At 73.8% G+C, this 13626-nt stretch carries 14 protein-coding genes; 5 read left to right on the plus strand and 9 right to left on the minus strand.

From position 1 onward, the window contains the following. Position 1 precedes the first annotated feature (1 nt). Together ACH4J0_RS04620 and ACH4J0_RS04625 are read right to left on the minus strand one after the other, a co-directional pair. The gene (locus tag ACH4J0_RS04620) at positions 2-211 is read right to left on the minus strand and encodes a hypothetical protein (RefSeq protein WP_396236214.1); all 210 of its coding nucleotides are present in this window, start codon (positions 209-211) and stop codon (positions 2-4) included. A 44-nt stretch (positions 212-255) separates the two neighbouring features. Next, positions 256-474: a hypothetical protein gene (locus ACH4J0_RS04625; RefSeq protein ID WP_396236215.1), complete on the minus strand. Its 219-nt coding sequence runs from the start codon at positions 472-474 to the stop codon at positions 256-258. Between the two features lie 428 nt (positions 475-902). Between ACH4J0_RS04625 and ACH4J0_RS04630 the strand changes: the two genes are divergently transcribed. Then, entirely contained in the window at positions 903-1601 is a 699-nt protein-coding gene (locus ACH4J0_RS04630) for a bifunctional DNA primase/polymerase (RefSeq protein WP_396236216.1), read from the plus strand. 75 nt (positions 1602-1676) lie between these two features. On the opposite strand, the gene map is transcribed toward ACH4J0_RS04630, so the two are convergent. Beyond that, positions 1677-2522 carry a type I methionyl aminopeptidase gene (map, locus tag ACH4J0_RS04635; protein ID WP_396236217.1) on the minus strand — a complete coding sequence of 282 codons (846 nt, stop codon included), beginning with the start codon at positions 2520-2522 and terminating at the stop codon, positions 1677-1679. Positions 2523-2628: 106 nt separating this feature from the next. Here map and ACH4J0_RS04640 point away from each other — a divergent pair, with 106 nt between their 5' ends. Beyond that, positions 2629-2859, plus strand: a complete 231-nt coding sequence (locus ACH4J0_RS04640; RefSeq protein WP_396236218.1) for a hypothetical protein — start codon at positions 2629-2631, stop codon at positions 2857-2859. A 192-nt stretch (positions 2860-3051) separates the two neighbouring features. On the opposite strand, the gene ACH4J0_RS04645 is transcribed toward ACH4J0_RS04640, so the two are convergent. Together ACH4J0_RS04645 and ACH4J0_RS04650 are read right to left on the minus strand one after the other, a co-directional pair. After that, positions 3052-4380 carry an MFS transporter gene (locus ACH4J0_RS04645; protein WP_396236219.1) on the minus strand — a complete coding sequence of 443 codons (1329 nt, stop codon included), beginning with the start codon at positions 4378-4380 and terminating at the stop codon, positions 3052-3054. Positions 4381-4426: 46 nt separating this feature from the next. Next, positions 4427-5038, minus strand: coding sequence for a hypothetical protein (locus tag ACH4J0_RS04650; protein ID WP_396236220.1), 612 nt, complete (start codon positions 5036-5038; stop codon positions 4427-4429). A 47-nt stretch (positions 5039-5085) separates the two neighbouring features. Here ACH4J0_RS04650 and npdG point away from each other — a divergent pair, with 47 nt between their 5' ends. Together npdG and ACH4J0_RS04660 are read left to right on the plus strand one after the other, a co-directional pair. Continuing rightward, on the plus strand, positions 5086-5778 hold the full coding sequence (gene npdG / locus ACH4J0_RS04655; RefSeq protein WP_396236221.1) for an NADPH-dependent F420 reductase: 693 nt from the start codon (positions 5086-5088) through the stop codon (positions 5776-5778). Positions 5779-5889: 111 nt separating this feature from the next. Beyond that, positions 5890-6084 carry a hypothetical protein gene (locus ACH4J0_RS04660; protein ID WP_396236222.1) on the plus strand — a complete coding sequence of 65 codons (195 nt, stop codon included), beginning with the start codon at positions 5890-5892 and terminating at the stop codon, positions 6082-6084. Here ACH4J0_RS04660 and ACH4J0_RS04665 read toward each other — a convergent pair. Beyond that, a complete protein-coding gene (locus ACH4J0_RS04665) occupies positions 6081-6896 on the minus strand; it encodes a site-2 protease family protein (protein ID WP_396236223.1) in 816 nt (271 codons plus the stop codon). The genes ACH4J0_RS04660 and ACH4J0_RS04665 overlap by 4 nt on opposite strands. A gap of 194 nt (positions 6897-7090) precedes the next feature. On the opposite strand from ACH4J0_RS04665, the gene ACH4J0_RS04670 reads away from it, so the two are divergent. After that, positions 7091-10483 (plus strand): AfsR/SARP family transcriptional regulator, encoded by a 3393-nt coding sequence (locus ACH4J0_RS04670; RefSeq protein ID WP_396236224.1) that lies wholly within the window; start codon positions 7091-7093, stop codon positions 10481-10483. 139 nt (positions 10484-10622) lie between these two features. Here the strand turns inward: ACH4J0_RS04670 and ACH4J0_RS04675 are convergent, their stop codons facing one another. The 3 genes from ACH4J0_RS04675 to panB all read right to left on the minus strand — a co-directional run bounded on the left by ACH4J0_RS04675 (position 10623) and on the right by panB (position 13534). Continuing rightward, entirely contained in the window at positions 10623-11447 is an 825-nt protein-coding gene (locus ACH4J0_RS04675; protein ID WP_396236225.1) for an ABC transporter permease, read from the minus strand. Then, positions 11444-12469 (minus strand): ATP-binding cassette domain-containing protein, encoded by a 1026-nt coding sequence (locus ACH4J0_RS04680; RefSeq protein ID WP_396236226.1) that lies wholly within the window; start codon positions 12467-12469, stop codon positions 11444-11446. The genes ACH4J0_RS04675 and ACH4J0_RS04680 overlap by 4 nt, the downstream gene beginning before the upstream one ends. Before the next feature lie 195 nt (positions 12470-12664). Next, positions 12665-13534 (minus strand): 3-methyl-2-oxobutanoate hydroxymethyltransferase, encoded by an 870-nt coding sequence (gene panB, locus ACH4J0_RS04685; protein WP_396236227.1) that lies wholly within the window; start codon positions 13532-13534, stop codon positions 12665-12667. Positions 13535-13626 lie beyond the last annotated feature (92 nt).

A 13626-nucleotide genomic window follows, 5' to 3' on the forward strand; every position in this document is an offset into this window, starting at 1 on the left:
CTCAGGGGCGGACCACGAACAGGGCCACGCAGGCGAGCAGCAGCACCGCCCACCCGAACCAGAGCCAGCCGTCCGGGCCGATCGTCACGGAGTAGAGGGACACCACCACCAGCAGCACCCCCGTCACCCCGGCGACCTGCCGGTTGTGGTGGGCGGCCGCCTGAGCGCGGCTCCTGTGGTGCCGTACCGGGTGCCGGACCGTCCTGGCCATGGCGACCTCCCGGGGAGGCGAAGGGGGAACGGGCGGGCGGACCGTCAGCCGGAGGCCGCCTCGTCGTACTCGTAGCGCCAGAACCAGCTGAGCCCCCGCACCTGCTTGCTCCGGACGTACACCAGCGTGCGCGCGGGGGAGCCGCCGTGCGCGGGGACCGGGACCTTGTACTTCTTGGGTACGCCGAGCATCGGCCCCAGCGGGATCGGGAGGACCTTCCCGTCCAGGGGGCCGCCGACGAATTCGGTGTCCGCGCTCTTCACCCCTCCAGGGTCTCACCTCCACGCGGCGGCCACGCCGGGAGCACCCCGCGGCGGAGGCCCGGTGAGGGCGCGGTGCCCGGGGTGTGACCGGGGAGGCACCGCCCCCGGTCATCGGGAGGCCCCGCGCACCCTTATCCTTCCTGTACGCCCTCGGGGTCCACCCCGGGTCAGCGGGCCCCGTACGGGCCGGGCGAGGCGCGAGTCAGCGCGCCCTCCGGCCGTCACCGGCGCGGACAGCGTGCTGCCGCGACAGGCGTACCGAGACCCGGGCGTCGGCCGTCCGGTGACCCCGGGCCGCGGTCGGCAGGGCGCGGACAGCAGGGCCGAGCACCGCCCCGGGAAGCAGCGGGGGGCGCTGTGCGTTGCGTCGGAGTGGTACGTCGAACGCTGTGTCGCACCAGGCACGGCAGTTGCGCGGAAGGGGCCCGATGGAAGCCGGCAGCAGGTGGACGACCTGGTGGCAGAAGCGTGACCGACAGCGGGCCCGCCCCGAAGGTGCGGACCCGGCCGCCAGACTGGACCAGCTGCTCGGCGCCGTACGCGCCGGATTCCCCCTCGCACCCGCCGCCCACCCGGCCGGCTACCGGTGCTCCTGTGACCGGGTGGCCTGCCCGGCCCCGGCCCAGCACCCGGTCTCCTTCGCCTGGCAGACCCAGGCGACCACCGACCCCGAGCAGCTCTCCCGCTGGCTCTCCCGCGATCCGCAGGCCAACTTCGTCACCGCCACCGGGCGGGTGCACGACGTGCTGGACGTCCCGGCCGAGGCCGGCCGGCTGGCCCTGGAGCGGCTGACCGCGCTGGGCGTCGACGGCCCGGTCGCCGCCGTCGGCGAGGACCGCTACCTGTTCTTCACCGCCACCCGCGGCACCCCGCAGGACGAGGACGAGTGGTGGGACAGCGCCCTCGACTCGACGCCCGACACCATGTCCGAGCACCCCGGCCTGCGCTGGCACTGCCGCGGCTCGTACACCCTGCTCCCGCCGGCCGCGCTGCCGGACGGCTCCCGGGTGCGGTGGCTGCGCGGGCCCGAACTGCCGCTGCCGGACCCGCTGCGGGTGCTGGACGTGCTCACCGACGCCTGTACCGAGGTGGGCGCCGTCGCCGAGGAGCAGTGGCTGATCGGCTGATCCGCTGCTGCTCGCCCGCTCGCCTCCGGCGCGCCCCGAGTCGAAGGGCGCGCCGGGCCGCGGTCACGGCAGGGTTCACGGCAGGGTGAGGATCTCCGCGCCGTCCGCCGTGACCACCAGGGTGTGCTCGAACTGGGCGGTGCGCTTGCGGTCCTTGGTGACGACCGTCCAGCCGTCCGGCCAGATCTCGTAGTCGTAGGTGCCCAGGGTGAGCATCGGCTCGATGGTGAAGGTCATGCCGGGCTTGATGACCTCGGTGGCCCGCTCGCTGTCGTAGTGCGGGATGATCAGGCCGGAGTGGAACGACGTGTTGATGCCGTGTCCGGTGAAGTCCCGCACCACGCCGTAGTCGAAGCGCTTGGCGTAGGACTCGATGACCCGTCCGATGACGTTGATCTGACGGCCCGGCTTGACGGCCTTGATCGCCCGGTTGAGCGACTCCCGGGTGCGCTCGACCAGCAGCCGCGACTCCTCGTCCACGTCCCCGACCAGGTAGGTGGCGTTGAGGTCGCCGTGCACCCCGTGGATGTACGCGGTGGCGTCGATGTTGACGATGTCGCCGTCCTGGAGAACCGTCGAGTCCGGGATGCCGTGGCAGATCACCTCGTTGACGGAGGTGCAGACGGACTTGGGGAAGCCGCGGTAACCCAGGTCGGACGGGTAGGCGCCGTGGTCGCACATGTAGGCGTGGGCGACGGCGTCCAGTGCGTCCGTGGTGACGCCGGGGGCGATCAGCTTGGCCGCCTCCTCCATCGCCCGGGCGGCGATCCCGCCCGCGATCCGCATCTTCTCGATCGTCTCGGCGGTCTGCACCTCGGGCCCGGTGTACGGCGTCGGCGCGGGCTTGCCGACGTACTCGGGGCGCGCGATGTGCGCCGGGACCTTGCGGGTGGGGGACTGGATGCCGGGTACGAGAGCCATGGCGGCGAGTCTAGCCGCCGGGCTCCGTCGTCCTCCGGTGGTGTGCGGACCGGTCCGGCGCGGGGAATGATCGGTACCGACCCCAATCTTCGGACGGGAGAGCCCCATGCCCCTCGGATTCCACCGCAAGCCGACCGGCCGGCCCGGCGAGTGGTTCTACTGCATCAAGCACGGCAAGGTCGAGGAGGGCCCCGAGTGCCCCGCCAAGGACCGCCTCGGCCCCTACGCCACCCCCGACGAGGCCGCCCACGCCCTCCAGACCGCCGACGAACGCAACCGCGAGTGGCAGAACGACCCCCGCTGGAGCGACAAGCCGAAGGACGAGGGGGCCGAGTAGCACCGTGGCCGTGCGCCGGGACGCCGGGGCCGCCGCTCGCCGGCGGAGGTCGTGCGGCGGCCCCACGAGTGCGGGGCGAGCGAGATCGACCGGACCATCGACGAGCGCGTGGCCGGCCCCTCGCCGGGTGTTCCCACCGAGGACGTCATGCGGGGGACGCCGGCCCGCGGTGAGTGAGGCCTTCCGGCCCGGTCACGCCGCGGGGGCGGTGTCCAGTGCCGCGCGTTCGTGGGCGGCGCGGACGGCTGCGGCGTGGGGGTCGGTGCGGTCGTCGTGGGCGAGCAGCCTGGGAAGGGCGGCGGCGACGGCGAGGACGGCGGCGATGCAGGCCAGGCCGCCGGTCCAGACGGCGGCGCGGACCCCGATCAGGCCGGCCATGGTGCCGGCCCGGACCTGTCCGAGCTGGGGGCCGACGGAGTAGCTGAGCAGCTCGACGCCGGCCATCCGGCCGCGGACCCGGTCCGGGATGGACTGGTTCCACATGGTGGAGCGGGCGATCCCGCTGACCTGGTCCGCACCGCCGGCCAGCGCCAGTCCGAACAGCACCAGCCAGACGTTCCCGGCCAGGCCGGCCAGCGTCATGGCCGCGCCCCAGCCGACCGCGGCGACCACCAGCAGCCGGCCGTGCCGGTGCACCCGGGACGTCCAGCCGCTGGTCGCGCCGACCAGCAGGCCGCCGACGGCGGAGGCGGCGTACATCGGGCCGAGCGCCCAGCCCGCACCCAACTCCGAGGCCAGGAAAGGGAAGACGGCCACCGGGAAGGCGAACAGCATGGCGCAGGTGTCGATCGCGTAGGTGCCGAGCAGATCCTTGCGGCTCCACGCGTACCGCACGCCGGTGAGCACGGCCCGTACGGACGGGCGTTCGGCGCCGGTGGGCGGCGGGACCGCCCTGATCCGGACGAGCAGCAGCAGTGAGACGACGAAGGTCAGCACGTCCAGCGCGTACGCGGTCCGCACCCCGGAGAAGGCCACCACGACACCGGCCAGCGCCGGCCCGGCCACCGAAGCGACGTTGTGGTAGAGCGACTTGAGGGCGAAGGCGGCCGTCAGGTGCTGGTGGGCGACGATCCGCGGCAGCAGCGAGTCCAGGGCCGGGCGCTGGAGGCCGTCGCAGGCCGCGACCAGTGCGGCGACCAGGTACAGCGGCCAGAGCACCGGGTGCGGCAGCAGGGCGTTGAGCAGCAACAGCCCGGCGAGCAGGCCGAGCGCGGCCTCGGAGCGCAGCACCAGCTTGCGGCGGTCCAGGGCGTCGGCGAGGGCGCCGCCCCAGAGGCCGAAGACGATCAGCGGAACGAGTTCGACGGCGCCGATCAGGCCGACCGCGAAGGAGGAACCGGTGAGTTCCTTGATCTGCATCGGCAGGGCGACGTACGTCAGGAAGCTGCCGAAGCTGGTGACGCAGCCGCTGGTCCACAGGTAGCGGAAGTCGCGGGAGGCGCGCCACGGGGACAGGTCGGGCGCCAGCGAGCGCAGCAAGGCGCGTAGCCGACCGGTATGCGGTGGTTCGTCATCGTTCACGAACCACCATCCTCGGGCGGCTACTCGGCTGCCGGCAAAGGGTTTTTCACCAGCGGCTGAGCGAGGGCGCCGAGGTCAGCCGCCCGGCGAGCTCGGCCAGTCGGCCGAGGGCGGAGCGGCGGCCGACCGGCTGCCCGGCGGCGGCGCTGACCAGGTGCTGGGCGAGGTCGAAGGGCTCCTCGGCGGCGGTGCCGACGGCGAGGCGCTCGTGCGCGAGGCCGGCGAGGTCACCGCGGGACTCGGCGACCGGGGTGGCGCCGTCCAGCGCGAGCACGGTCGCGCCGTGCCGGCGGGCGTCCCGCACCCGCTCCAGCAGCGGGGCGCCCGCCGCCCCGGGGGCCACCACCAGCACGGTGGCGCCGCGCCGGGCCTCGGTGAGCCGCCGCAGGTCGTGCGCCAGGTGGGCCGGGGCGGCGGCGGGAGGGCGGTGCCGCAGCAGGGTGGGGGCCAGTCGGGGGACGGCCGACCAGGCGGCCTCGTCCTCCAGGTGGGCGGCCAGGTGCCAGGGCTCGTACGCCGCCGTGCCGACCAGCAGCAGTTCGCCGGCCCCGCGCCGTTCGACCGAGCGCCGCAGCGAACCGGCGAAGCCGCCGACCGCCTCCAGCCAGCCGGTGCCCGTGAGGCGCTCCCGGAGTGCCGAAACTCTCACAGCGTCCATGCGGGCCAGGATGTCGCGCCCGGCCTCCCGTTTGGGAAGATCGGCCCATGACTTCCCTCGATTCAGCGACAAACCCGGCCCACGAGCTGCCGGACGTCTCGCAGTTGGTGGTCGGCGTCCTCGGCGGCACCGGCGACCAGGGGCGCGGCCTGGCCCTGCGGCTGGCCAAGGCCGGCCAGCAGGTGATCATCGGCTCCCGTGACGGCGCCCGGGCCGAGGCCTCGGCCGCCGAGCTGGGCGTCGGCGTGCGCGGCGCCGACAACGCCACCGTCGCCCGGGAGAGCGACGTGGTGATCGTCGCGGTCCCGTGGGACGGCCACGCCGCCACCCTGACCGCGCTGCGCGAGGAACTGGCCGGGAAGATCGTCGTCGACTGCGTCAACCCGCTCGGCTTCGACAAGCAGGGTGCCTACGCGCTGAAGCCGGAGGAGGGCAGCGCCGCCCAGCAGGCCGCCGCCCTGCTGCCGGACTCCCGGGTCACCGCCGCCTTCCACCACCTCTCGGCGGTGCTGCTCCAGGACGAGACGGTGGAGCGGATCGACACCGACGTCATGGTGCTCGGTGACGACCGGGCCGCCACCGACGTGGTGCGGGCGCTGGCGGGCCTGATCCCCGGCATGCGCGGCATCTACTCCGGCCGGCTGCGCAACGCCCACCAGGTCGAGGCCCTGGTGGCCAACCTGATCTCGGTCAACCGCCGTTACAAGGCCCACGCGGGCCTGCGGATCACCGACGTGTGATCCGGGAGCGCCGCGCCGACCTCACCCCTGGGACCGTCCGGAGGTGAGGTCGGCGACAATGGGGGGCGGCCGTCACCCGGCCGTCCGTACCGGTCCTAGGAGCCCCTCGCCATGCCTCGCACGTCCCTCTTCGCCCTGCTCGTCGTCGTCCTCGCGCTGGCGGCCGCCGTGGTCTCGGTGGTCGAGGGCTTCTGGCTCGGGCTGATCTGGCTGCCGCTGGCCGGCGTGGCCAGCAACGTGCTGTGGATGAACCGGCGCCGGGCGAAGCTGGCGGAGGCGGCTGAGCAGGGCCAGGACCTGGCCTAGCTCTTCCAGAAGCTGAACAGGTACCGGCCGACCGTCGCGTAGTCGGTGTCCACGCCGAACAGGCTCATCAGGCCGTGGACGATGCCGAAGAAGAACGAGTTCACCTCCGGCTGCCACAGCAGCGCGAACACGGCGAGCATCCCGTACGGCGCGAACGGCTCGACCGAGCGCCGGGTCTTGGCGGAGAGCCAGGGCTCGATGATCCCGTAGCCGTCCAGGCCGGGCACCGGCAGCAGGTTCAGCACGGCCGCGCTGAGCTGGAGCAGGCCGAGGAAGCCGAGGGCGCAGGCGAACGGCGAGACGTTGAGCTCGTAGCCGTACCAGGAGGCGTGCACGTCCGAGCCGTCCAGCCAGCCGGCGCCGACCGGAATCAGCAGCGCCGCCGCGAACACCAGGTTCACCAGCGGCCCGGCCGCCGAGATCAGGCTGTGCTTGAGCCGGCCCTGGATCCGGTGGCGCTCGATCCACACCGAGCCGCCGGGCAGGCCGATGCCGCCGAGGATCACGAAGACGATCGGCAGCACGAAGCTGAGCAGCACGTTGGTGTACTTCAGCGGGTTGAGCGTGAGGTAGCCCTTGGCGCCGACGGTGATGTCGCCGCCGTGCAGCGCGGTGCGCGCGTGGGCGTACTCGTGCAGGCAGAGGGAGACCATCCAGCCCGACACCACGAACAGGAACACCCCGAACCGGGCGTTGCCGTAGCCCGAGTACACCGCCCAGGCGGAGGTGCCCAGGGTGGCGAGGAGCACCCAGAACACCGGGCTGATCCGGCGGTCCTCGCTGCGGGAGCGCGGCGTGGCGGCGAAGGTCATCTGTGGGTGCTCCGGATGCGGGGGAAGGCGGTGGGTACGGGCTGGGGTCGATCATGCCGGGCGGGCCGGTGACCGGACAAGCCGCTCCGGGTGAACGTCCGACGGGCGTCGCCCGGTTCCGGCAACGCGCGGGCCGGGTGGGCCTCCGGAACAATTGTGCGCCCGGACCCCGGCCGATCGACCAGAATGGACCGGTGCACTACGGCATCCTCGGCACCACCACGGCCCACCACGACGACGGCACGCCGGTCCCGCTCGGCGGCGCCCGGCTGCGGGCGCTGCTCACCGCGCTCGCCCTGCGGCAGGGCCGGCCCGTCCCGGCCGACCTGCTGGTGGACGAGGTGTGGGAGGCCGAGCCGCCGCAGGACTCCTCCGCCGCGCTGCAGACCCTGGTCGGCCGGCTGCGCCGCACCATCGGCCGGGAGCGGATCGGCTCCGGCCCGGCCGGCTACTGGCTGACCGGCCCGGACACCGACCTCGCGGACTTCCAGCGGCTGAGCACCGAGGGCCGTCGTGCCCTCGACGCCGGAGACCACGCGCTGGCCGCCGAACGGCTGCGCGCCGCCCTGGCGCTGTGGCGCGGCCCCGCCCTGGCCGACCTGCCCGACCGCGCCGGCCCGGCCGCCCGGCTGGAGGCCCAGCGGGACGAGGTCCGCCGCCACCGGATCACCGCCGACCTCGGACTCGGCCGGGCCACCGAACTGGTCGCCGAGCTCGCCGAGTTGTGCGAGCGCCAGCCGCTGGACGAGCCCTTGCAGCTGCTGATGCTGCGGGCCCTGCACGAGAGCGGCCGCACCGCCGAGGCGCTGCGCCACTACGAGCGCACCAGGCGCGCCCTGGCGGACGAGCTCGGTGCCGATCCCGGCCGCCGGCTCCAGGCGCTCCACGCCGAGTTGCTCAAGTCCACGGAACCGGGGCCGCGACCGGGACCGCGAGCGGAGGCGGGGCCCCATCCCGAGCCGGCCGTCCCCGCGGCCGCGGCGGACCCGACTCCCGCTCCCCAACTCCCGCGCGCCGCGGGGAACCTGCGCGGACGGCTGACCAGCTTCGTCGGTCGGGACGCCGATCTCGTCGCCCTGCGAAGCATGGTGACGCGCCGTCGGCTGGTCACCCTGACCGGCCCCGGCGGCTCCGGCAAGACCCGGCTGTCGGTCGAGAGCGGCCGCGCCGAGCAGGCGTCCGGCCACTGGCCGGACGGCGTCTGGTTGGCCGAACTCGCCCCGCTGGAGAGCCCGGAGGCCGTTCCCGCCGCCGTGGTCTCCGCCCTGGGCCTGCGCGAGATCGTGCTGCACAGCAGCAGCATGGTCGCCGAGGTGATCGAGAAGCGTGCCGAGGATCCGGTGCGCCGACTGGTCGAGCACTGCGGCCACCGCCGGATGCTGCTCGTCCTGGACAACTGCGAGCACCTGATACAGGCCGCCGCCGACCTCGTCGACACCCTGCTCGCCGAGTGCCCCGGACTGACCGTGCTCGCCACCAGCCGCGAGCCGCTCGGCGTGCCCGGCGAGACGGTGCTGCCGGTCGAGCCGCTGCCCGACCCGGTGGCCCTGCAGCTGTTCACCGAGCGCGCCGCCGCCGCCCGTCCCGGCTTCGACCCGCGGAGCGACCCGCAGGCCTGTGCCGAGATCTGCCGCCGCCTGGACGGCCTGCCGCTGGCCATCGAACTGGCCGCCGCCCGGCTACGGGTGATGACGGCCCGCCAGATCGCCGACCGCCTGGACGGCCGGTTCGCGCTGCTCACCGCCGGCAGCCGTACCCTGCTGCCGCGCCAGCAGACCCTGCGCGCGGTGGTCGACTGGAGTTGGGACCTGCTGGGCAAGCGGGAACGGGCGGTGCTGCGCCGGCTCTCGGTGTTCGCGGGCGGCTGGCAGCTGGAGGACGCCGAGGCGGTCTGCGCCGACGGCACCGAGGTGGTCGGCCCGGAGGTCGCCGACCTGCTGCTCTCCCTGGTCGACAAGTCCCTGCTGGTCGCCGACCTGGGCGACGACGGCGGCCAGCCGCGCTACCGGATGTTGGAGACCATCCACGAGTACGCCACCGAGCGCCTCGCCGAGTCCGCCGCCGAGCAGCACGCCACCGGCGCCCGCCACCTGGCGCACTTCCGTGCGCTGGTCGCCACCGCCGACCTGAGCATCCACGGCCCACAGCAACTGCACTGGCTGGCCGTGCTGGAGCGGGAGCAGGACAACATCCGGGCCGCGCTGCGCCGCGCGATCGACCTCGCGGACGAGGAGCAGGCGCTGGTCCTCGCCCTCGGGATGGGCTGGTACTGGTCGCTGCGCGGCTACAGCATGGAGGCGCGCGGCTGGTGCAACGCGATCGCCGCGCTCGGCCCGGACCCGTTCGGCCCGGACGTCCCGCCGCCGGTGCCGCTGGAGCGCAACGTGCTGGCGTACGGCGTGCCGATGCCCGAGGGGGTGGTCGAGGAGGCCCGCCGGCTGCTCGCGGTGTTCGGGCTGATCGGACTGTTCGAGGGGAACCTGGACGTGCTCGGTAATCCGGAGGCGGTCGGGACCGCCGAGCGGCTGCTGGACGTCTACACCGAGGACCTGCCGCAGTCCTACCGGTTCCCTGCGCTGATGCGCGTGTTCAGTGCCTTCCTGGCCGGCCGCCTGGAGCTGATGAAGGACCTGATGGACGACGCCGTCCGCGGCTGCGAGCGGTACGGCGACGCGAGCGACCTGGCGTTCGCCCTGCAGGTCCGGGCCAGGATGCTGAACGACCGGCCGGAGGGCGAGGAGCAGAGCCTGCGGGACGGCCGGCGCTCCCTGGAGCTGTTCGAGCAGGCCGGCGACCTCTGGGGGGTGTCCCAGGCGCTGTCGGCCTGGGGCGAGTCGCTGGCCAACCGGGGCGACACCGAGGGCGCCGCCGCCGCGTACGAGCGGGCGATCGGACTGGCCGAGGAACTGGGAGCGCCGCACGAGGTGCCGATGCTGAAGGTGAGCCTCGGCAGTGTCCTGCTGGAGCGGGACATGGAACGCGGCGAGCGGATCGTCCGGGAGGCGCTGGCGGCCATCGACTCCCCGGCGCTCAACCAGTCCACCACCGGCGCCGTGCTGATCGGCCACCTGACGCTCTGTGGCCTCCACGCCCACCGCGGCGAGTACCAGGAGGCCCTGGCCGGGCTGGAGGAACTCGAAGCGATCACCGTGGGCGGGTTCGTGCCGGGCATCGTGAGCGGGCTGCTGCTCAGCACCCGCGGCTGGGTCACGGCCCGGGCCGGGGAACCCGAGGCGGGCCTCGCCCTGATGCGGGAGGGCCGACGCCGGCTGCTGGAGATGACGGCCGCGAGCGGGTTCGCCGACCAGATGACGGTCATGGTGGTGCCCGCCGCGGTCGGGGTGCTGCGCTCCTTCGCGGAGCGGTACGGCGACCTGGAGCGCGCCCGGCAGGCGGCGGTGCTGCTCGGGGCGCACAAGGGGCTGAACGGCCCGAAGGGCGGCTTCCTGGACCGGATGGAGCGCGAACGGTCGGCGGCCGCGCTGCGCGAGCTGCTGGGGGAGGAGGCCTTCGGGGCGGCCCATGAGGCGGGCGCGGAGATGACCCAGGAGCAGACCCAGGCGGTGCTGTCGGAGCTGCTCGACTAGGGCCCGTCCGAGTACGGCCGCGCCCGCGGGTACGGCCGCGGGCGCGGCCGGGCGGTGCCCGTCCCCTGGTCACCGCCCGACCGGCCGTCCACCGGCCGACGTCCTGTCCGGGGTCGCCGGCCGGCTCCACCCGGCTCGCTCAGGTCCGCTTGCGGAAGCGGGCCACCGCGAGCGGGGCGAAGATCGCGGTCGCGGCGGCGGACCAGACCAGCACGATCATCACCGGGTGGGCCACCGCCCCCTCGCCGTTGAGCAGCGCGCGGGAGGCGTCGGCCAGCGCGGACAGCGGGTTGACCTTGGTGAAGGCCTGCAGCCAGCCCGGCATGGTGTCGGTCGGCGCGAAGATCGAGCTGCCGAACTGCATCGGCATCAGGACCAGCATGGAGACGCCCTGGACGGCCTGGGCGCTCTTCAGTGACATGCCCAGCAGCATCGAGATCCAGACGATCGACATGCCGAACACCAGCGACAGCCCGACCGCGGCCAGCAGCTCCGGCACGCCGGTCTTCAGCTCGAAGCCGAGGACGAAGGCGAACGTCAGCAGGATCGCGGAGGAGAGCAGTGCCCGCAGCGTCTCCGCCACGATCTTGGAGAGCAGGACGGAGGCCCGGCCGATCGGCAGGGTGCGGAAGCGGTCCATCACCCCGCTCTGGAAGTCGCTGTTGAGCCCGGTGCCGACGGCCAGCGCCAGCGTCATGCCGGTCTGCCCGAGCAGGCCGGGGATCATGAACTGCTTGTACGCGTCCTGGTTCCCGGCGAACATGGCGCCGCCGAAGACGTAGACGAACAGCACGGTGAAGACGATCGGCATCAGCACGGCGTCGAACATCGACTCCGGGTCGGCCTTGATCCGCATCAGGTTGCGGCGGGTCAGCGCGCCGATGTGGCGCAGGGTGCCGGCCGGGCCGATCCGGGTGTCGGCCCCGGAGTCGACCCGGGCGGGGGTGAGCGTGGCGGTGGTCATGCGACGGGCTCCTTGACGAGGTCGGCGGCGGGCGCGGTGGCCGCGTCGGCGGTGGGCTTGCCGGTGATGGCGAGGAAGACCTCGTCCAGGCTGGGCACCTTGGTGTCGATGCCGGCGATGGCGAAGCCGCGTCCGCCGAGCACCCCGATCACCGCGGTGAGCTGCTCCTCGTCGACGAGCGGCACCGCGAGGAGGCCGTCGTCGGGGGAGACGGTGGCGGAGGTGATCCCGCTCTCGCGCAGGCAGCGGGCCATCTCCGGCAGTTCGGCCCGGTGGGCCGGGCGGACCTGGAGGATCTGGCCGCCGACCTCGGCCTTGAGCTCGGCCACGCCGCCGTTGGCGATCACCTTGCCCCGGTCGATGACGGTCAGTTCGTCGGCGAGCTGCTCCGCCTCCTCCATGTACTGGGTGGTCAGCAGCACGGTGCTGCCCTCGGCGACCATCCGCTGCACCTCGTCCCAGACCTCGTTGCGGGTGCGCGGGTCCAGGCCGGTGGTGGGCTCGTCCAGGTAGAGCACCCGGGGACGGCCCATCATGCTGGCGGCCAGGTCGAGGCGGCGGCGCATGCCGCCGGAGTAGGTCTTGGCGGTCCGCTTGGCGGCCTCGGTGAGCGAGAAGCGCTCCAGCAGCTCGGCGGCCCGGGCCTTGGCCTCGCGGCTGGAGAGGTCGAGCAGCCGGCCGATCAGGTAGAGGTTCTCGTAGCCGGAGAGCAGCTCGTCCACGGAGGCGTACTGGCCGGTCAGGCCGATGGTGCGGCGCAGCTGCTTGGGCTGGCGCAGGACGTCGTAGCCGCCGACGAACGCGCTGCCGGCGTCGGGCCTGATCAGCGTGGAGAGGACGCGGACCAGCGTGGTCTTGCCGGCGCCGTTGGGGCCGAGCAGGGCGAGGACGGTTCCCTCGCGGACGGTGAGGTCGACGCCGTCGAGGGCCTTGGTGGTGCCGAACTGCTTGACGATGCCGTGCACCTCGACGGCGTTCCCGGCTTCTCCCCGCGTGTTCGGGGCGGTGGCGATTCCTGTCATGCCTCCAGGTTGTCCGCCCCGCCTGTCACCCCCCTGTCGCGCGCCCGGGCCCGCTGTCAGGCCGCTGTCACGGCCGGTCCCGGCATGACAGCGGCCCCGCTCCGACCTGGGAGCGGGGCCGCTGCCGCTGTTCGCTCACTCGCCGCCGGGCGCTCGGCCCGGCGCCGACGTCCGGCCCAGGAGCGGGCATGCCCGTCAGTGGAAGCTGTGCTCCGCCGCCGGGAACGCGCCGGTGCGGACGTCCGCCGCGAACTCGCGGGCGGCCTCGCCGAGGACGCCGCGCAGGTCGGCGTACTTCTTGACGAACTTGGGCACCCGGCCCGCCGTCATGCCGGCCATGTCGGTCCAGACCAGCACCTGGGCGTCGGTCTCCGGGCCGCCGCCGATACCGACGGTCGGGATCGCCAGCTGCTCGGTGACCTGGGCGGCCAGCTCGGCCGGGACGGCCTCCAGCACCACCGAGAAGGCGCCGGCCTGCTGCACGGCCTTGGCGTCGCGCAGCAGCTGGTGGGCCGCCTCGTCGCCGCGGCCCTGGACCGGGTAGCCGCCGAAGGCGTGCACCGACTGCGGGGTGAGGCCGATGTGGGCCATCACCGGGATGCCGGCCTCGACCAGCAGCTCGATCGAGCGGGCGCTGCGCTCGCCGCCCTCCAGCTTGACCGCGCCGACCCCGGCCTCCTTCATCAGCCGGGCCGCGTTGTGCATGGCCTGCGCGGGCGACTCCTGGTAGGAGCCGAACGGCAGGTCGGCGACGATCATGGCGCGCTGGGTGCCGCGGACGACGGCGGCGGAGAGCATCACCATCTGATCCATGGTCACCGGCACGGTGGTCTCGTAGCCGAGGTGGCAGTTGCCGGCCGAGTCACCGACCAGCAGGACGGGGATCCCGGCCTCGTCGAACACGCCCGCGGTGAGGGCGTCGTAGGCGGTGAGCATGGCCCACTTCTCGCCGCGCTGCTTGGCGGCGGCGAGGTCGCGGACGGTGACGCGGCGGTTGGTGACCCCGCCGTAGAGGGTGGCGTTCGCCGCCTGGTTCTGGGCAGGCGAAGGCGAAGAAGCGTTCATCGAACGGGCTCCTGAAGGGTTGTCGTCTCGTGGCGCCGTACGGCGTCCCCGGATCACCTCCATGCTTGCACGCCCCGGCGCGAGCGCAAAGA

Source organism: Kitasatospora sp. NPDC017646 (assembly GCF_044329365.1).
Taxonomy (GTDB): domain Bacteria; phylum Actinomycetota; class Actinomycetes; order Streptomycetales; family Streptomycetaceae; genus Kitasatospora.